The 17,330-nt window shown below is 60.5% G+C and carries 17 protein-coding genes; 3 read left to right on the forward strand and 14 right to left on the reverse strand.

Annotated features, from left to right (window positions below):
• From BLX41_RS34330 to BLX41_RS03565, 3 genes are all read right to left on the reverse strand, one after another.
• Positions 1-1,024 (reverse strand): Na/Pi cotransporter family protein (locus BLX41_RS34330; protein ID WP_259744371.1); only part of this gene is annotated, 1,024 nt, incomplete at its 3' end.
• 216 nt (positions 1,025-1,240) lie between these two features.
• Positions 1,241-2,008, reverse strand: a complete 768-nt coding sequence (locus BLX41_RS03560; protein ID WP_123723793.1) for a TerC family protein — start codon at positions 2,006-2,008, stop codon at positions 1,241-1,243.
• 67 nt (positions 2,009-2,075) lie between these two features.
• Positions 2,076-3,383 (reverse strand): CitMHS family transporter, encoded by a 1,308-nt coding sequence (locus BLX41_RS03565; protein ID WP_123723794.1) that lies wholly within the window; start codon positions 3,381-3,383, stop codon positions 2,076-2,078.
• A gap of 319 nt (positions 3,384-3,702) precedes the next feature.
• Here BLX41_RS03565 and BLX41_RS03570 point away from each other — a divergent pair, with 319 nt between their 5' ends.
• The gene (locus BLX41_RS03570; RefSeq protein ID WP_123723795.1) at positions 3,703-4,104 is read left to right on the forward strand and encodes a GFA family protein; all 402 of its coding nucleotides are present in this window, start codon (positions 3,703-3,705) and stop codon (positions 4,102-4,104) included.
• Positions 4,105-4,184: 80 nt separating this feature from the next.
• On the opposite strand, the gene BLX41_RS03575 is transcribed toward BLX41_RS03570, so the two are convergent.
• The 11 genes from BLX41_RS03575 to BLX41_RS03625 all read right to left on the reverse strand — a co-directional run bounded on the left by BLX41_RS03575 (position 4,185) and on the right by BLX41_RS03625 (position 14,614).
• The gene (locus BLX41_RS03575) at positions 4,185-4,559 is read right to left on the reverse strand and encodes a DUF2388 domain-containing protein (RefSeq protein ID WP_123723796.1); all 375 of its coding nucleotides are present in this window, start codon (positions 4,557-4,559) and stop codon (positions 4,185-4,187) included.
• A 97-nt stretch (positions 4,560-4,656) separates the two neighbouring features.
• Entirely contained in the window at positions 4,657-6,618 is a 1,962-nt protein-coding gene (locus tag BLX41_RS03580) for a DUF7844 domain-containing protein (RefSeq protein ID WP_123723797.1), read from the reverse strand.
• Positions 6,615-6,935: a DUF2388 domain-containing protein gene (locus tag BLX41_RS03585; RefSeq protein WP_011058495.1), complete on the reverse strand. Its 321-nt coding sequence runs from the start codon at positions 6,933-6,935 to the stop codon at positions 6,615-6,617. Before BLX41_RS03585 ends, BLX41_RS03580 begins: the two co-directional genes overlap by 4 nt.
• A gap of 27 nt (positions 6,936-6,962) precedes the next feature.
• On the reverse strand, positions 6,963-7,256 hold the full coding sequence (locus tag BLX41_RS03590; RefSeq protein ID WP_259744382.1) for a DUF2388 domain-containing protein: 294 nt from the start codon (positions 7,254-7,256) through the stop codon (positions 6,963-6,965).
• A 115-nt stretch (positions 7,257-7,371) separates the two neighbouring features.
• Entirely contained in the window at positions 7,372-7,689 is a 318-nt protein-coding gene (locus BLX41_RS03595) for a DUF2388 domain-containing protein (protein WP_123723799.1), read from the reverse strand.
• A 469-nt stretch (positions 7,690-8,158) separates the two neighbouring features.
• Complete coding sequence (locus BLX41_RS03600; protein WP_011058498.1) at positions 8,159-8,374, reverse strand: DUF1127 domain-containing protein; 216 nt, start codon at positions 8,372-8,374, stop codon at positions 8,159-8,161.
• 319 nt (positions 8,375-8,693) lie between these two features.
• Positions 8,694-10,187 carry an acetyl-CoA hydrolase/transferase family protein gene (locus tag BLX41_RS03605; RefSeq protein WP_123723800.1) on the reverse strand — a complete coding sequence of 498 codons (1,494 nt, stop codon included), beginning with the start codon at positions 10,185-10,187 and terminating at the stop codon, positions 8,694-8,696.
• A gap of 179 nt (positions 10,188-10,366) precedes the next feature.
• On the reverse strand, positions 10,367-11,803 hold the full coding sequence (locus tag BLX41_RS03610; protein WP_123723801.1) for an NAD(P)(+) transhydrogenase (Re/Si-specific) subunit beta: 1,437 nt from the start codon (positions 11,801-11,803) through the stop codon (positions 10,367-10,369).
• Positions 11,803-12,126: an NAD(P) transhydrogenase subunit alpha part 2 gene (locus BLX41_RS03615; RefSeq protein WP_005783507.1), complete on the reverse strand. Its 324-nt coding sequence runs from the start codon at positions 12,124-12,126 to the stop codon at positions 11,803-11,805. Before BLX41_RS03615 ends, BLX41_RS03610 begins: the two co-directional genes overlap by 1 nt.
• 15 nt (positions 12,127-12,141) lie before the next feature.
• Positions 12,142-13,263, reverse strand: coding sequence for a Re/Si-specific NAD(P)(+) transhydrogenase subunit alpha (locus tag BLX41_RS03620; protein WP_123723802.1), 1,122 nt, complete (start codon positions 13,261-13,263; stop codon positions 12,142-12,144).
• Between the two features lie 451 nt (positions 13,264-13,714).
• Positions 13,715-14,614: a LysR family transcriptional regulator gene (locus BLX41_RS03625; RefSeq protein ID WP_123723803.1), complete on the reverse strand. Its 900-nt coding sequence runs from the start codon at positions 14,612-14,614 to the stop codon at positions 13,715-13,717.
• A gap of 158 nt (positions 14,615-14,772) precedes the next feature.
• Here BLX41_RS03625 and BLX41_RS03630 point away from each other — a divergent pair, with 158 nt between their 5' ends.
• Complete coding sequence (locus BLX41_RS03630; RefSeq protein ID WP_123723804.1) at positions 14,773-15,954, forward strand: acyl-CoA dehydrogenase; 1,182 nt, start codon at positions 14,773-14,775, stop codon at positions 15,952-15,954.
• A gap of 13 nt (positions 15,955-15,967) precedes the next feature.
• Entirely contained in the window at positions 15,968-17,188 is a 1,221-nt protein-coding gene (locus tag BLX41_RS03635) for a CaiB/BaiF CoA transferase family protein (RefSeq protein WP_123723805.1), read from the forward strand.
• The last annotated feature ends 142 nt before the right edge of the window (positions 17,189-17,330 follow it).

Raw genomic sequence — 17,330 nt, forward strand, 5'->3', positions numbered from 1 at the left:
TGCGCAGGGTTTCCCGGGCGGCGTTGGCCAGGGCCAGGCTCGGGGTGGCCAGCGCGGTGGGATCGAGGTGCCGTGGTCGTGCACGGCCGTTGTCCTGGGGGCGCTCGGGCATCAGCCAGGCGCAGAATCGGGCCATGGGGCCGACAGTGGGCAGCAGCAACAGGCAGCGGGCGGTGTTGTACAGCAGGTGGAAGCCGATCACCACCTCCTGGGGACTGAAGTCCAGGCTGTCCATCCAGTGGGCCAGCGGGTCGAGCACCGGAATGATCAGCAGCAGGCCGATCAGTTTGTACAGCAGGCTGCCCAGGGCCACCTGGCGTCCGGCAGTGTTCTGCATGCTGGTGCTGAGGAAGGCCAGCACCCCGCTGCCGATGTTGGCGCCGATCACCAGGCCGATGGCCACCGGCAGGCTGATCACTCCGGCCCCGGCCAGGGTGGCGGTCAGCAGCACCGCCGCCAGGCTGGAGTAGGACACCATGGCGAACACCGCCCCCATCAGCGCATCCAGGAGGATATCGCCGGTAAGCGAGGCGAACAGCACCTTCACCCCTTGAGCGTGAGTAATCGGCGCTGCCGCTTCGACGATCAGTTGCAGGGCCAGGATGATCAGGCCCAGGCCGATGCCGACCCGGCCCAGCTGGCCGGCGCGGGTCTGTTTGCGCGACAGGAAGAAAATCACCCCGAGGAAGATCAGCAGCGGCGACAGCCAGGACAGGTCGAAGGTCAGCACCCGGGCCATCAACGCGGTACCGACGTCGGCGCCGAGCATGGTTGCCAGTGCTGGGGTCAGGGCCATCAGGCCCTGGCCGACAAAGGACGTCACCAGCATCGCCGTGGCGTTGCTGCTCTGGACCATGGCGGTCACCAGGATGCCGGCGACGAAGGCCAGCGGTCGCCTGGCCATGTTCTGACCGATCACGTGGCGCAGGTTGGAGCCGTAGACCCGCAGGATGCCGGTACGGACGATGTGCGTGCCCCAGATCAGCAGGGCCACGGCGGAAAGCAGATTGAGCAGGGTCAGCATGAGAGGCCCCCCCTGGGGTGAAGAGCCCCAAGCGGGGCCAGTGGACGTTGTTGCGCGAGGTTCTACGTTATGTATTTAAGCTGTAGTTGGCTAACGCACAGGACGCCAGCATCGCATAGCTAAACCGGTGATTGAAACAAAACTGTCATGAAAACAGCTGCCTGCAGACGTGAAAAAGGGGCTCGAAAGCCCCTTTTTCTTTAGCGCGTTCGCGGTTTATTGACCAGGAACGTCCTTGCGCAGTTTCACCGGGTCCTGCTGTTTTTTCTTCTTCGCGATGGCGGTGCGCATCTTGATGTTGATGGCTTCCACCGCCAGGGAGAAAGCCATGGCGAAGTAGACGTAGCCTTTTGGTACGTGCACTTCGAAGGCCTCGGCGATCAGTACGGTACCGACTACCAGCAGGAACGACAGCGCCAGCATCTTCAGCGACGGATGCTTGTCGATGAATTCGCTGATGGTGCCGGCCGCCAGCATCATCACCAGGACCGCGACGATGATCGCCGCCACCATGACCGGTACATGGGACACCATGCCCACCGCAGTGATGACCGAGTCCAGGGAGAAGACGATGTCGATGATCGCGATCTGGATGATGGTGTATAGGAAGTTGCCGCCCTTGCCTTTGGGTTCATCAAGGGTTTCGTCCTCACCTTCAAGGGCGTGGTACATCTCCTGGGAGCTTTTCCACAGCAGGAACAGGCCGCCGAAGAACAGGATCAGGTCCCGCCCGGAAATGCCCTGGCCGAAGACCACGAACAGGTCGGCCGTGAGGCGCATGACCCAAGTGATCGACAGCAGCAACAGAATCCGCGTGACCATGGCCAGCGCCAGACCGAAGATCCGAGTGCGCGCCTGCATGTGCTTGGGCATGCGGCTGACCAGGATCGAAATCATGATGATGTTGTCGATGCCCAGGACGATTTCCAGGGCGGTCAAGGTGAAGAAGGCAACCCAGATTTCCGGGTTGGTCAGCCATTCCATGTGTATTCCTTTGAGCGGTTGTTATGGCCCGGACCGGGAAGCCGGCCCGAGCGAAGAATCATTGCCTTTATAGAGTGCTGAACAGTGGAAAGATCCCCATCAGCAAAGCGGCGAACATTATGCACAGGCAGACCAGCACTGCCCACTTGAGGGTGAAGCGCTGGTGATCGCCGAACTCGATACCGGCCAGGGCCACCAACAGATAGGTCGAGGGTACCAGCGGGCTGAGCAAGTGCACCGGTTGGCCGACGATCGACGCGCGGGCCATTTCCACCGCCGTGATGCCGTAATGACTGGCGGCTTCTGCCAGCACCGGCAATACGCCGTAGTAGAAGGCGTCGTTGGACATGAAGAAGGTGAACGGCATGCTCACCAGCGCGGTGATCACTGCGAGATAGGGCCCCAGGGCGTCAGGGATCACTGCCAGCAGGCTCTTGGACATGGCGTCGACCATGCCGGTACCGGACAGGATGCCGGTGAAGATACCGGCAGCAAAGATCAGCCCGACCACTGCCAGCACGCTGCCGGCGTGGGCCGCGACCCGGTCCTTCTGCTGCTGCAGGCAGGGGTAGTTGACGATCATGGCAATACTGAAGGCCACCATGAACAGCACGGGCAACGGCAGCAGCCCGGCGATCAGTGCGCACATCAGGGCGAAGGTCAGGGCACCGTTGAACCAGATCAGCTTCGGACGACGGGCGTCGGGGTACTGCGAGACGCTGATTTCACTGTGATCGATCTCATCGCCCGCCAGGTGCAGTTCGCCCAGGCGTGCGCGCTCACGTTTACCGTACAGATAGGCGATCGCCAGGATTGCCACCACGCCGGCCAGCATGGCCGGGATCATCGGTACGAAAATGTCCGACGGGTCCACGTGCAACGCGCTGGCGGCACGGGCGGTAGGACCGCCCCAGGGGGTCATGTTCATCACCCCGCCGGCGAGGATGATCAGGCCGGCCATGATCCGCGGGCTCATGCCGATGCGGCTGTACAGCGGCAGCATGGCGGCCACGCAGATCATGTAGGTGGTGGCGCCGTCACCGTCCAGGGATACCACCAGGGCCAGCACGGCGGTGCCGACCGAGACCTTCAGCGGGTCGCCCTTGACCAGCTTGAGGATCTTGCGCACCGCCGGGTCGAACAGGCCGGAGTCGATCATCAGGGCGAAATACAGAATGGCGAACATCAGCATCACGCCGGTGGGCGCCAGCTTGGTGATGCCTTCGAGCATCATCGGGCCGATCTTCGGCGCGAAACCGCCGAACAGGGCGAACAGGATCGGCACGATGATCAGGGCGATCAGCGCGGACAGGCGCTTGGTCATGATCAGGAACATGAACGTGATGACCATGGCGAAGCCAAGGAAAGTCAGCATGGGAGTACTCCAGGCGTAGCGCGGCTAGGGAATGGCGAACCGGGTGGGATCAACGCAGAACGGCAAGCACGAGGCGTACGGGGGGAGTCGAAGCGAACAGGCGGGTACGAGCGGACATCAGAATCACCATTGTTGTTGTTAATAGGGCCGGGAGCGCCAGAAACGCCCGCTGTGGCCAACCGGTCTTTTGCCGGTAGTGGAGGCGATCCTAATCGGGGAAGCTTTCAGCCAGCTTTCGGCATTGAAAGGAAACGGTGGATGTTGCTGCAGGCGACCAGCGGCATAAAGTGACGGGCATGGGCCCACAGGAGGAATGCACATGAGCGAGTTGCACACCGGAGGCTGCCACTGCGGGCGGCTGCGTTACCAGTTCAGCGGGCCACTGCGGGATATCGCCCACTGTCATTGCTCGATCTGCCGCCGGGTCAGTGGCGGTCTGGTGACCACCTGGATCACTTTGCCCGCCTCGGCTTTCAAGTGGCTGGAAGGCGTTCCCGCGCGCTACGACTCATCTGCAAGTTGTGCGCGCTATTTCTGCGCTGACTGTGGTGCTCACTTGGCACTGGTTACCCACCTGAGCCCGGACAGCATCGATGTCACCATTGCCACTCTGGATCACCCGGAACGGGCGCCTGCGGACCGGCATATCTGGACCGACAGCCGCCTGCCCTGGTTGCATCTGGATGAGCAGTTGCCAGGTGAGGCGCAAGAGACGCTATAGCGCCATGGGCTGTAGGCGGTCAGGGGGCTGACGCTGTTAAGGTTCCTGGCAAGGTTCGGACAGGTCCGTTCTTGGGGGCTTCAGTGGGTGGAAGCCAGGATGGCACAAGCCAGGACAAGATCATCGTAGTGATCCAGGTCGCCCTTCTGACGCAGCATCAGCAGGGCCGACTCAAGTAGCGCCCCACGAACGGCGGTATCGGTGGCGACAAAGGCCGCGGCGTCATCGCGGGCTAGCAGCAGTAGCTTCTGATCGCTGTCACTCAGTTCGTTGAATGTCACTGTTGTGCCGATAAACGGGCCGGTTGTGGTGAAGGCTCCCCAGAACACCGTGGCCAGACCAGGCTCTGTATCGAAATCGGGGACTACCTTGATGGCCTGGGCAGGGGTGGCAAGTGCCAGGGTGCCTAGAATGCTGAAGCCTAAACGCGCGGCGATAGTCTTGGGGCTTTTCATGGTGACGTGCATCCTGTAGCCGTAGGTGTGGACCCGCTGCAAACGAGGTGCTTTCTGGCGGCTAGCAGGCACAAAGCACCGAATGTAGATCAGGGAGTCAAGGCAGTTCCAGGCCGCCTGCGGCCTTGTGCAGTGTGCGCAGATGCTCGCCCACCTGCTTCAGATTGGCCTCGTTGGCGGCAATTTCCGCCGCCCGCGCCGGCTCCAGCAGGGCCCGCACTTCCTTGTCCAGTTCGCCGGTCAGGGATTGCAGCTGTTTCTGTCGCTCGCTGCTTTCGGACTCCAGGCGCTGCCATTCGCCGGGCTGGGGCAAGCCATAGCCGCTGCTACCCAGCAATTCCGCCGGTCGGCTGAGGAAGCCGCTGTTGGCGAGAATTTCCTGCAAGGTCTTGTTGGCTTTCTCCATGCCGCCATTCTTCAGCTCCCGGGCGCCCAGGTAACGTTGTTTGACCTCGTCCTGGGCCAGTAACAGTTGTCGGCGATAGCTGGCCTGCTCCAGGAGCAGCAAGGCCGCGCTGGTACGCAGGTCGGCCCGATCGAACCACTGGCGGCGTTCCTCGGCGTTCAGCGACAGCCAGTCTTCGACGCTGGCCTGCTTGATCGGCAGGTGCTTTTTGATCACCTCGAACATCGCCTGGTAGCGGTCGCGGAAGGAGTCGAAGCGATAGCCCAGGCGCAGCGCTTCCCGGGGATCGTCGAGCACACTGGTGTCCGCCAGTCCCCTGCCCTTGAGCACTTCCAGCAAGCCGTTGGGCATGATGCTGTCGAGGCCGATCAGTTGTTTGTTGTTGCTGCCGCTGCGTAGGAGCTTGAGGCTCTCCACGGCGCAGTTGTTGGACAGGAAGTAATAGTTGCCGTCATAGCTCCAGTGCATCTCGGCGGCGTGCTCCACCACTTCCTCGATCTCGCTGCGTGACAGCTTCAAGGGCACGGACGCCAGGCTGCGCAGCTCGGTCTTGGTGTATTCATCGATGACTTGCGACAGCGGCAGGACGAACAGCCGTGAAGGATACTTGCCCACCAGGCCATCCCAACTGGACAACTGCACGTCACCTACAAAGGCGCGATAGGACAGCACCAGGTGCTGGTCCAGGTCCAGTCGGCAATCCGGGCCGCGGGGCCGGCCCGGGGCACAGATCACCAGGCGCAGCATGCTGTGGCCCCAGCGGCTGACCCAGTTCTGATTGGCCTCGGCCAGCAGGTAGTCCACCGCATAGACCCGCTCCGGGTCCACCTTGCCCAGGGGCGTCTTGGCGAAGTCGTTGCCGGCGTTGAGGAAGGCGAAGGACTGGGCACAGCTGTCCTTGGCGGCAGGGGCCCAGGCGAAATGCTCCTGGTAGTAGCGATACAGCGCCGGACGCCGGCAGGCGTAGCTCGGATCGAGGAGGAAGTACTCCATGTTCACCGCTACGAACTCTTTCGGGTTGGTGGTCTCGTAGAGGTCCGGACTGCGGGCAATCTGCCGGTTGTGCTGTTCCCGCTCTCCGCGGCGGCCGACATATTGCGGCCAGCCGGCCAGGTCCAGCAGTCGCGGGTCGTCGCTGAGGGTGAAGCGGCGATTGTTCTGGCCCCGGCATTCATCCGGCAGTCCGATCAGGCCGGAGGTGCCGGTCTTGCGGGTGCAGCGCTGGATCAGGCTGCGTTCGGCGCTGGGCCATAAACGCGCACGATCATAAATGTGGGTCAGTTCATGAAGTACGGTGGCGAGTAACTCCCGGCGCACGGTGCCGTGAGGGCGGCTGGTCTTCTGGGTCGCCGCGGAGCCATCGGCCAGGCTCGGCAGCAAGGCGCGGTTAAGGTCCAGTTCCGCAACCAGGGATGCCGCGCCATAGGCGTTGTCGGGCATCTGGTCGGTCCAGCCGACATCAATGGTGCGATCCAGTTGCTGGATGAAACGCGGCGGCAATGCCTGCATCGCTTCATCCAGCAACGCCTGGCTGGCGTGTTGTTGCGCCGGGCTCAAGCCATCGGTCTTGAGGCGCAATTGCAGGTCGGCCTGGGCGGTACCGCAGAGCAGCCCCAGGGTCCCGGCCAGCAGCCAGGCAAGGAGTGATCTCACAGGGCGAGGATGGCTTCGGCGAGAACCTGATCGCTGGCGTCGCGGGCTTCCGGCAGTTGAGTGCGCAGGGCATTGAACGCAGCTTCCAGTTGCGCTCCACGGATATCACCGTTGCTGGCGACGAAGCTGGCGGCATCGTCGTGGGCTTCGCGCACGACTTTGGAGTCACGGATCGAAGTGGTGGTGTCCGAGGTGAAATCGATCGTGCGGCCAGAGGCGCGGACGATGATATTACTGGTGGCCACCAGGGTGTGTGCCTGGGCCACGTCGGCCAACAACAGCAGGCCAAGGGTGGCGGCAATCAGCGGGCTACGCATGGAACGACTCCGGAAGAACAGGGATGGTTATTGGACGAGAATTGCCTGCGCCAGTTCAAGGTCGCTGGCATGAAGTTTTGCCTGGTGCTGCCGCAGATATTTCAGCGCGGACTCCAGCCGTGCTCCACGCAGTTGGCCGTCGGTCGCAATGAAGGCGGCGGCGTCATCCTGGGCGGCGAGCAGCAGTTTATGGTCGAAGGGCGCCGAGGTCACCTGGCTTGTAGCGTAAGCCGTGATGACCGAGCTCTGGGTCGTCAGGTCGAATGCCTGCACCCAGGAGGCCCAACAGACAGCGATCAATAATGGAGCGAAAAGCGTAATTCGGAACAAACCCTAGAGTCTCGACAACTGAAAACCAGCGCCAAGGCTAGCGCAATGGCCCGGGCAGGGCCAGCGCAGAGGGTTTCAGGTGCGTATACGCACCTGAAACGGCAGGTCAGATCGCCAGGATTGCCTGAGCCAGTTGTGTGTCAGTGGCTTGCAGTTGAGGGGCTTGCTGGCGAATGTGAGCGAAGGCACTTTCCAGCTTTACCCCGCGAATCGCACCGTCGGTAGCGACAAAACTGGCGGCGTCATCCCGGGCGGCACGGACAATCTTGTTGTCGCGCAGGGAGGAAGTGGCGTCGGAGGTCGCATCGGTCGTGGCCTTGAGGGCGCCGACAATGGCATCAGTGGTCACGATCAGGCTAGTGGCGTGGGCATTGGTAGCTAGGGCCAGCAGTGCGGCAGCGCTGAGCAGGCGAAGACGGGACATGGGTAACTCCTGTGAATGAACAGACAATTAAAGGGCGCTGAGTGAGACGCCGGGCAGCCACTGCAAGGTGCTGTGTCTGATGGATCTGACGCAGCTCGGACGAGAATCGCTACGTCACTTCAGATATTAGGCTGAGCTGTTCTATTCGCACAGATCTGTGTCAGGGCTGAGGGGCAACAATGAGTTCCTGACGCAGTCCTTGCTGAGAAGTTGAGCGATTGGTTTGCAGCATCATGGTGTCGGATTGAAAGGCGACTGTAGTCACACGTCAGAATAAAATTGTACTGGTTGTATTTTGGTTTTCTTAAAACTGTACCTATCATGCTCTGATACAGGCTCTACTTCACCTCTAAACGTTTGTCATCGGTCCAGAACGACAAAACCCGTCGCGGTTTCCCACGACGGGTTTTGTGTGTGCAATTCGGGGTGCTGGCGGTGGACCCGGAGGGTCAGGGCCAGCGACGCTGCGTTAGCGCCAGAACGGCTTGCTCAGCTCTTCGTAGCGTTGTGCTTCGCTGATCCCGGCATCGGCCAGCAGACGCGAATCCAGGCGAGCCAGTTGATGGCGGCTGGAGATGCGGCGCTGCCACAGCATCAGGTTGGCGATAACGCGCAGAGGCAGGGAAGCCTGGGTTTTTTCAGCTTTGTCTTCGAAGAACAGTTCGGAACTGAGTGTACGTTCCATGGTTGACATCCTTCCGCTTGTGGCGGGATCAGGTAGTGGTTTAACTGGTGCCCATGATCCTCTTCCCGCGCAAGACTCTGTAGATACAGTTCACCTGTATTGTGAGGGACCAGTTAACTGTTTATAGGGGCTGTACTGTTCGGAAATGGCGCAACTGTACCTGTCAGCACCTTTTTGGTGCATTTAGGTGATTTTTGATTGGGGATTAACGGTTTCAGGCGAGGAAAAGACCGGTACAGCAGTACAGTTTTTGTCGGCCTTTGGTGAGCGGCTGGCGAGCTGACGAAACTGTGTTTGCGTCAGCTGCCAACTGTATCAATTACTCGGCGAGCATTTTCCCGGTTTCTTCCAGGTTGATGTGCCAGCTCAGGGCATCTCGCAGGATGTGCGGCGTGTGACCACCCAGGGTGCAGGCCTTGGTGAAGTAGTCATTCAGCGCTTCGCGATAGGACGGATGCACACAGTTGTCGATGATCACCCGGGCCCGCTCACGCGGTGCCAGGCCACGCAAGTCGGCCAGGCCGACTTCGGTCACCAGGATGTCGACGTCATGCTCGGTGTGGTCCACGTGGCTGACCATGGGCACCACGCTGGAAATCGCCCCGCCCTTGGCAATCGACTTGGTGACGAAGATCGCCAGGTGCGCGTTGCGAGCGAAGTCGCCGGAGCCGCCGATGCCGTTCATCATCCGCGTGCCACAGACGTGGGTGGAGTTAACGTTGCCGTAGATGTCGAACTCCAGTGCGGTGTTGATGCCGATGATGCCCAGGCGGCGCACCACTTCCGGGTGGTTGGAGATCTCCTGCGGGCGCAGCACCAGCTTGTCCTTGTAGCGTTCCAGGTTGCCGAACACATCGGCGTTGCGCCGGCTCGACAGGGTGATGGAGCTGCCCGAGGCGAAACTGAGCTTGCCGGCGTCGATCAGGTCGAAGGTCGAGTCCTGCAGCACTTCGGAGTACATGGTCAGGTTCTCGAACGGCGACTCGATCAGGCCGCACATCACGGCGTTGGCGATGTTGCCGATACCCGCCTGCAGCGGGCCGAGTTTGTTACTCATGCGCCCTGCGTCCACTTCCTGCTTGAGGAAATCGATCAGATGATTGGCGATGCCCTGGGTTTCGCTGTCCGGGGTGGACACGGTAGACGGCGAGTCGGACTGGTTGGTGATGACGATGGCAACGATCTTTTCTGCGGGGATCGGAATCGCGGTGCTGCCGATGCGATCGTCGACCTTCACCAGGGGGATTGGGGTGCGGGTTGGACGATAAGTCGGGATATAGATGTCGTGCAGGCCTTCCAGGTTCGGGTTGTGCGCCAGGTTGATCTCGACGATCACCTGCTTGGCGAAGATCGCGAAGCTGGCGGAGTTGCCCACCGAGGTGGTCGGCACAATATGCCCCTGCTCGGTAATGGTCACGGCTTCGATCACCGCAATGTCTGGCAGCTTGAGCTGCTGGTTGCGCAGTTGCTCAACGGTTTCCGAAAGGTGCTGGTCGATGAACATTACTTCGCCGGCGTTGATCGCCTTGCGCAGGGTGCTGTCCACCTGGAACGGCATGCGCCGGGCCAGGACGCCGGCTTCGGTGAGTTGCTTGTCCAGGTCGTTGCCCAGGCTGGCGCCGGTCATCAGGCTGATTTTCAGCGGGGTTACCTTGGCCCGTTCGGCCAGGGCATGGGGCACGGCCTTGGCTTCACCGGCGCGGGTGAAGCCGCTCATGCCGACGGTCATGCCGTCCTCAATCAGGGCGGCAGCGTCGGCGGCGCTCATCACCTTATCCAACAACGAAGGCAAGCGGATACGATCACGGTACATGGATTGTTATCTCGGGCAACGGAAGCAAGAAGCGCAGTCTAGTGATTTCAAAAAAAAACGCCCCGCGACAAAGGTCGAATGAAAGGCCCTGATCTAGAGCCTTTTGTCGGCTTTATGGTGTAAATAAAAAACCCCAGCCTACTAAAGGCTGAGGTTTTGGGTATTGCGCTACAGCAGCTTTATTCGACGGCTTTGACCATGTCTTCGATGACCTTCTTCGCGTCGCCGAAGACCATCATGGTCTTGTCCAGGTAGAACAGTTCGTTGTCCAGGCCGGCGTAGCCGCTGGCCATGGAGCGCTTGTTGACGATGATGGTCTTGGCCTTGAAGGCCTCGAGGATCGGCATGCCGGCAATCGGCGATTTCGGATCATTCTTCGCCGCCGGGTTGACCACGTCGTTGGCACCCAGGACCAGCACCACGTCGGCCTGGCCGAACTCGGAGTTGATGTCTTCCATTTCGAACACCTGGTCGTAAGGCACTTCGGCCTCGGCCAGCAGCACGTTCATGTGACCGGGCATGCGCCCTGCCACCGGGTGGATCGCGTACTTCACGGTGACGCCGCGATGGGTCAATTTCTCGGTCAGCTCTTTCAGCGCGTGCTGGGCCCGTGCTACCGCCAGGCCGTAGCCGGGAACGATGATCACCGTGTCCGCGTTGGTCAGCAGGAAGGTCGCATCGTCGGCCGAGCCGGATTTCACCGGACGGGCTTCCTGTGCACCGGCCGGGCCGCCCGCATCGGCGCTGTTGCCGAAACCGCCCAGCAGCACGTTGAAGAACGAACGGTTCATCGCCTTGCACATGATGTAGGAGAGGATCGCACCGCTGGAGCCCACCAGGGAGCCGGCGATGATCAGCATCGAGTTGTTCAGGGAGAAACCGATCCCCGCCGCCGCCCAGCCCGAGTAGCTGTTGAGCATCGACACTACTACCGGCATGTCGGCACCGCCGATCGGGATGATGATCAGCACGCCCATGACGAAGGCCAGGGCCAGCATCAGGGCAAAGGCGCCCAGGTTGCCAGTGGCCATGAAGGTCACGCCCAGGCCGAGGGTGGCCAGGCCCAGCACCAGGTTGAGCTTGTGCTGCCCGGAGAACTGTACCGGTGCGCCCTGGAACAGGCGGAACTTGTACTTGCCCGACAGCTTGCCGAAGGCGATCACTGAGCCGGAGAAGGTGATGGCGCCGATGGCGGCGCCGAGGAACAGCTCCAGTCGGTTACCGGCGGGGATCGCATCGCCCAGGTGCTTGACGATACCCAGGGACTGGGGCTCGACCACGGCGGCAATGGCAATGAACACCGCGGCCAGGCCGATCATGCTGTGCATGAAGGCCACCAGCTCCGGCATCTTGGTCATTTCTACGCGTTTGGCCATGATCGAACCGGCGGTGCCGCCGATCAGCAGGCCGACAATCACGTAGCCGATGCCGGCAGTCGCCAGCTCAGCGCCCAGCTTATAAATGAGGCCGATGGTGGTCAGTACCGCCAGGGCCATGCCCAGCATGCCGAACAGGTTGCCGCGGCGGGACGTGGTCGGGTGCGAAAGGCCCTTGAGCGCCTGGATAAAGCACACCGAGGCGATCAGATAAAGGGTTGTTACCAGGTTCATGCTCATTACTTCTGCACCTCTTCTTTCACGGCTTTGGGCGCTTTCTTCTTGAACATTTCCAGCATGCGACGGGTGACCAGGAAGCCACCGAACACATTGACCGCAGCAAGGGCCACGGCCAGGGTGCCCATGGTCTTGCCCAGCGGGGTCACGGTCAGGGCGGCGGCCAGCATGGCACCGACGATAACGATTGCGGAAATGGCGTTGGTCACTGCCATCAGGGGGGTGTGCAGTGCGGGTGTAACGTTCCAGACCACGTGGTAACCGACATAGATCGCCAGCACGAAGATGATCAGGTTGTAGATACCGGGGGAGATAAGCTCTTCCATCGTCTGAATCCCTGCTTAGGCGTTTTTGCGAATGACTTGGCCGTCGCGGCACATCAGGCACGCGGCGACGATGTCGTCTTCGAGGTTGACTTCGAACTGCCCTTCTTTGGTGAAGACAAGCTTCAGGAAGTCCAGCAGGTTGCGTGCGTACAGTGCCGAGGCGTCGGCAGCCACGGCGCCGGCCAGGTTGGTTGGGCCGACGATGGTCACGCCGTTTTCGACCACAACCTGATCCGCGACGGTCAACGGGCAGTTGCCGCCCTGTGCGGCTGCCAGGTCGATGACCACCGAACCGGGTTTCATTTGGGCGACGGTCTCGGCGCTCAGCAGGGTCGGTGCCTTGCGGCCCGGGATCAGCGCGGTGGTGATGACAATATCGGCCTGCTTTGCACGCTCGTGGACCGCCTGGGCCTGACGCTGCATCCAGCTGGCCGGCATGGGACGGGCGTAGCCGCCGACACCGACAGCGCACTCGCGCTCTTCGTCAGTCTCGTAAGGCACGTCAACGAACTTGGCCCCCAGGGACTCGATCTGCTCCTTCACCGCCGGGCGCACGTCCGAGGCCTCGATTACCGCACCCAGGCGCTTGGCCGTGGCGATGGCCTGCAGCCCAGCCACACCGGCGCCGAGGATCAGCACGCGGGCCGCTTTGACGGTGCCGGCGGCGGTCATCAGCATCGGCATGAAGCGCGGATAGTAGTGGGCGGCCAGCAGCACAGCCTTGTAGCCGGCTATGTTGGCCTGGGACGACAGGACGTCCAGGCTCTGGGCCCGGGAAGTGCGTGGTGCCGCCTCCAGGGCGAAGGCGGTAATGCCGCGTTCGGCCAGCTTGGCGATGGTTTCATTGCTGAACGGATTGAGCATGCCCACCAGTACGGTGCCGCTCTTGATCAGAGCCAGCTCGCTGTCGCTGGGGGCCACAACCTTGAGGATCAGTTCGGCGCCAAAGGCATCGTTGGCGTTGCCAATGGTTGCCCCTGCCGCTTCATAGGCACTGTCGACCACGCTGGCGTTAATGCCGGCGCCGCTTTGCACAGTGACTTTATGACCCTGGCCGATCAGCTTCTTGATGGTTTCCGGGGTTGCAGCTACCCGTGTTTCACCCGTCTGGGTTTCGAGAGGAACACCAATGTGCACGTCAAATCTCCTGCTTGATCTTATTGCTTTCGATCTTTCTTAGAAGGCCAGCGCACTGAGGAGGGTGCGGCTGGGGCGGCCGATCAGCACGATCCCGCTGAAATCACAGCGGGGCGCGGCATTTTGCAGGCGAACTTTGAGGCCTTCAAGGGATTCTGACTAGTGACGGAAAATTAACTACAAGTCACCCCGTGACCGAATGTCGCAACGTACAGGCTTAACCCCTTGTAAGCCGTGCCTTTCAAGGCTTTAACCATGAAATTAAGATTTTTCTCATCGGTGGCGTGAATAGTCTTGCATCGCCTCTAAATAAACCCTACAAGCCGCGTGGTTAGGCGCTTGTAGGACGATTGTCCGAGGTGTCGGTACAGTCTGTTTAAATGCGACAAATAGTTATATCTGTAGTGCTTTAAGTTATTTGACTACGCGGTCAACTATTGGCTTGGTGCCTTCATTTACCAAGGTTGTAGCTGTTCGCCTGGCTCACCAGCCAATCGCGAAATGCCCGTAAAGAGGCTGACTCCACCTTGCGCTCGGGAATCATCAGGTAATACGCCTTGATGCTCGTCAGTGCCTGAGGGTTGGCAATCACCAGGCGTTTTTCCGCCAGTTCGCGTTGAATGAGAAAGGCTGGAATCAGGGCGATGCCCATGTCGTGTATGGCTGCCTGGGCGAGCATGGAGAATAGCTCGTAGCGTGGCCCTGTCATGTCGCGGGGGACGTTCATTTGTAGTGAGTTGAACCACTGTCGCCAGGCATAGGGGCGAGTGGTCTGCTGCAGCAGGGGCAGCTCGGCGATGGTTTCGGCACTCAGTTGCTGGCGGCTGCCCAGTATGGCCGGGCTGCACACCGGCACTGGATGCTCGCCCATCAGGCGATGGGACTGAGTGCCGGACCAGTCGGCGTCGCCGAAGTAGATGGCCGCGTCGAAGGGGGTGTCGGCGAACAGGAAGGGGCGTGTACGGTTGGTCAGGTTGACGGTGACTTCGGGGTGTTGCTGCTGGAAGTCCTTGAGGCGTGGCAGCAGCCATTGAGTGCCGAAGGTCGGCACCACGGCCAGTTCGATGACATTGGCGCCTTGCTGACCCATTACGGAAAGGGTGTCGCGCTCTACTGCATCCAGTTGAGTCGCGACCCGTCGGCTATAGGAAAGACCGGCTTCGGTGAGTTTTACTCCCCGCCGCGAGCGTCGAAAAAGTTCTACGCTGAGGAACTCCTCCAGGCTGGCGATCTGTCGGCAGACGGCGCCCTGGGTCAGGGAAAGCTCCTGTGCCGCCTTGGTAAAGCTCTCGTGACGGGCGGCTGCCTCGAAGCTGATCAGGGCGGCGGTACTGGGGATCTTTCTGCGCATGTACGGCTATCTCACTAATGGTGGCTGTAGATGGCACTTTTTGCCGTTACGAAGTGAGAAATTAGCACAACAGTATGCAAAATCCTCGTTTGCCGGAAGGCTCCTGCTGGGCCTAGGATCAGCCCACGATAGTTGACCTACTTCACGAGGAGTCACTCATGGGCGGCAAAGCAAGCTTCAACTGGATCGATCCCCTTCTGCTGGACCAGCAACTGACCGAAGAAGAGCGCATGGTCCGCGACAGTGCCGAGCAGTTTGCTCAGGACAAGCTGGCGCCACGGGTTCTGGAAGCTTTCCGCCATGAGAAGACCGACCCGGCCATCTTCCGTGAAATGGGTGAGGTCGGCCTTCTGGGCGCGACCATTCCCGAGCAGTACGGCGGCAGTGGCTTGAACTACGTGTGCTATGGCTTGATCGCCCGGGAAGTGGAACGTGTTGACTCGGGTTACCGTTCGATGATGAGCGTGCAGTCCTCCTTGGTGATGGTGCCGATCAATGAGTTCGGGACTGAGGCGCAAAAACAGAAGTACCTGCCGAAACTGGCGTCCGGCGAATGGATTGGCTGCTTTGGTCTGACCGAGCCGAACCATGGATCCGACCCGGGTGCGATGATTACTCGTGCACGCAAAGTGGACGGTGGCTACAGCCTGACTGGTAACAAGATGTGGATCACCAACAGCCCGATTGCTGATGTATTCGTGGTTTGGGCCAAGGATGATGCCGGCGACATTCGTGGTTTTGTCCTGGAGAAAGGCTGGAAGGGCCTGAGTGCACCAGTGATTCACGGCAAGGTCGGCCTGCGGGCTTCGATCACTGGCGAAATCGTCATGGATAACGTCTTTGTGCCGGAAGAGAACATCTTCCCGGATGTGCGCGGTCTGAAAGGTCCTTTCACTTGCTTGAACTCGGCACGTTACGGCATCTCCTGGGGGGCTCTGGGCGCAGCGGAATTCTGCTGGCACACCGCGCGTCAATACACCCTTGATCGTCAGCAGTTCGGTCGTCCTCTGGCCGCCACGCAGTTGATCCAGAAAAAGCTGGCGGACATGCAGACCGAAATCACCCTCGCCCTCCAGGGATGCCTGCGCCTGGGGCGGATGAAGGATGAAGGGACTGCGGCGGTGGAGATCACATCGATCATGAAGCGCAACTCCTGCGGCAAGTCCCTGGATATCGCCCGCATGGCTCGTGACATGCTGGGGGGCAACGGGATTTCCGATGAGTTCGGTATTGCCCGTCACTTGGTGAACCTGGAAGTGGTCAACACCTACGAAGGTACTCACGATGTGCATGCGCTGATTCTCGGGCGTGCGCAGACCGGCATCCAGGCGTTCTATTAATAGGAGAGCGGCCATGGGCGCGTTATCGCATCTGCGGGTACTGGATTTATCGCGGGTACTGGCTGGGCCTTGGTCCGGGCAGATCCTTGCGGACCTGGGGGCCGAGGTCATCAAGGTCGAGCGTCCGGGTAATGGTGACGATACACGCGCCTGGGGGCCGCCCTTCCTTAAAGATGCCTATGGCGAGAACACCACGGAGGCTGCCTATTACCTGTCGGCCAACCGTAACAAGCAGTCGGTGACCATCGACTTCACGCGCCCAGAGGGGCAGCAACTGGTGCGCGAGCTGGCAGCCAAGTCGGATATCGTCATCGAGAACTTCAAGGTCGGTGGGCTGGCGGCTTACGGTCTGGACTATCAGTCGCTCAAGGCCGTCAATCCGCGGCTGATCTATTGCTCTATCACCGGTTTTGGTCAGACCGGGCCCTATGCCAAGCGCGCGGGTTATGACTTCATGATCCAGGGCTTGGGTGGTCTGATGAGCCTGACTGGGCGACCTGAGGGTGATGAAGGGGCTGGACCGGTAAAAGTGGGTGTGGCCTTGACCGATATCCTCACCGGGCTCTACTCCACTGTGGCGATTCTGGCGGCCCTGGCTCATCGAGATCAGGGTGGCGGTGGTCAGCACATCGATATGGCATTGCTGGATGTGCAGGTCGCTTGTCTGGCCAACCAGGCCATGAACTATCTGACCACGGGGGTCGCTCCCAAGCGTTTGGGCAATGCGCACCCTAATATAGTGCCCTATCAGGATTTTCCGACGGCGGATGGCGACTTCATCCTCACCGTGGGTAATGACGGGCAGTTTCGCAAGTTTGCCGAGGTAGCAGGTCAGCCGCAGTGGGCGGACGATCCTCGGTTTGCCACTAACAAGCTGCGGGTGGCCAATCGGGCGGTGCTGATTCCGCTGATTCGCCAGGCCACGGTATTCAAGACGACGACTGAGTGGGTGAGCCAGCTGGAGCAGGCTGGGGTGCCTTGTGGGCCGATCAACGATCTGGCACAGGTGTTTGCCGATCCTCAGGTCGTGGCTCGAGGCCTGGCTGTGGAGCTGCCACACGCGTTGGCTGGGATGGTGCCTCAGGTGGCTAGCCCGATTCGTCTTTCTGAAACTCCCGTTGAGTACCGTAACGCCCCTCCTCTATTGGGCGAACATACTGCAGAGGTTCTGCAGCGTGTGTTGGGGATGCGGGTCGAGGCTGTGGACGCCTTGAGGCATTCGCGAGTGGTGTAGCGCTGCCCTTCTATATATAGAGGCGCATCCTGTGCCTCTATATAGCCTTGTAGAAGCACCCTTAAAGGGTTCTTTTGAGCTTATTCATAGAAAATGCAAATTAAGGGTTGACGGCAGATTCTACAGGTCTATAATTCGCCCC

The sequence above is a fragment of the Pseudomonas protegens genome (assembly GCF_003732485.1).
Classification (GTDB): domain Bacteria; phylum Pseudomonadota; class Gammaproteobacteria; order Pseudomonadales; family Pseudomonadaceae; genus Aquipseudomonas; species Aquipseudomonas protegens_B.

What these genes read in the sequence shown, in the direction of transcription:
- BLX41_RS03560 (WP_123723793.1), bottom strand. Translation starts at nt 2,008, where the DNA reads ATGGAATGGCTGACCAACCCGGAAATCTGGGTTGCCTTCTTCACCTTG.
- BLX41_RS03565 (WP_123723794.1), bottom strand. Translation starts at nt 3,383, where the DNA reads ATGCTGACTTTCCTTGGCTTCGCCATGGTCATCACGTTCATGTTCCTG.
- BLX41_RS03570 (WP_123723795.1), top strand. Translation starts at nt 3,703, where the DNA reads ATGAGCGAGTTGCACACCGGAGGCTGCCACTGCGGGCGGCTGCGTTAC.
- BLX41_RS03575 (WP_123723796.1), bottom strand. Translation starts at nt 4,559, where the DNA reads ATGAAAAGCCCCAAGACTATCGCCGCGCGTTTAGGCTTCAGCATTCTA.
- BLX41_RS03585 (WP_011058495.1), bottom strand. Translation starts at nt 6,935, where the DNA reads ATGCGTAGCCCGCTGATTGCCGCCACCCTTGGCCTGCTGTTGTTGGCC.
- BLX41_RS03595 (WP_123723799.1), bottom strand. Translation starts at nt 7,689, where the DNA reads ATGTCCCGTCTTCGCCTGCTCAGCGCTGCCGCACTGCTGGCCCTAGCT.
- BLX41_RS03600 (WP_011058498.1), bottom strand. Translation starts at nt 8,374, where the DNA reads ATGGAACGTACACTCAGTTCCGAACTGTTCTTCGAAGACAAAGCTGAA.
- BLX41_RS03605 (WP_123723800.1), bottom strand. Translation starts at nt 10,187, where the DNA reads ATGTACCGTGATCGTATCCGCTTGCCTTCGTTGTTGGATAAGGTGATG.
- BLX41_RS03610 (WP_123723801.1), bottom strand. Translation starts at nt 11,803, where the DNA reads ATGAGCATGAACCTGGTAACAACCCTTTATCTGATCGCCTCGGTGTGC.
- BLX41_RS03615 (WP_005783507.1), bottom strand. Translation starts at nt 12,126, where the DNA reads ATGGAAGAGCTTATCTCCCCCGGTATCTACAACCTGATCATCTTCGTG.
- BLX41_RS03625 (WP_123723803.1), bottom strand. Translation starts at nt 14,614, where the DNA reads ATGCGCAGAAAGATCCCCAGTACCGCCGCCCTGATCAGCTTCGAGGCA.
- BLX41_RS03630 (WP_123723804.1), top strand. Translation starts at nt 14,773, where the DNA reads ATGGGCGGCAAAGCAAGCTTCAACTGGATCGATCCCCTTCTGCTGGAC.
- BLX41_RS03635 (WP_123723805.1), top strand. Translation starts at nt 15,968, where the DNA reads ATGGGCGCGTTATCGCATCTGCGGGTACTGGATTTATCGCGGGTACTG.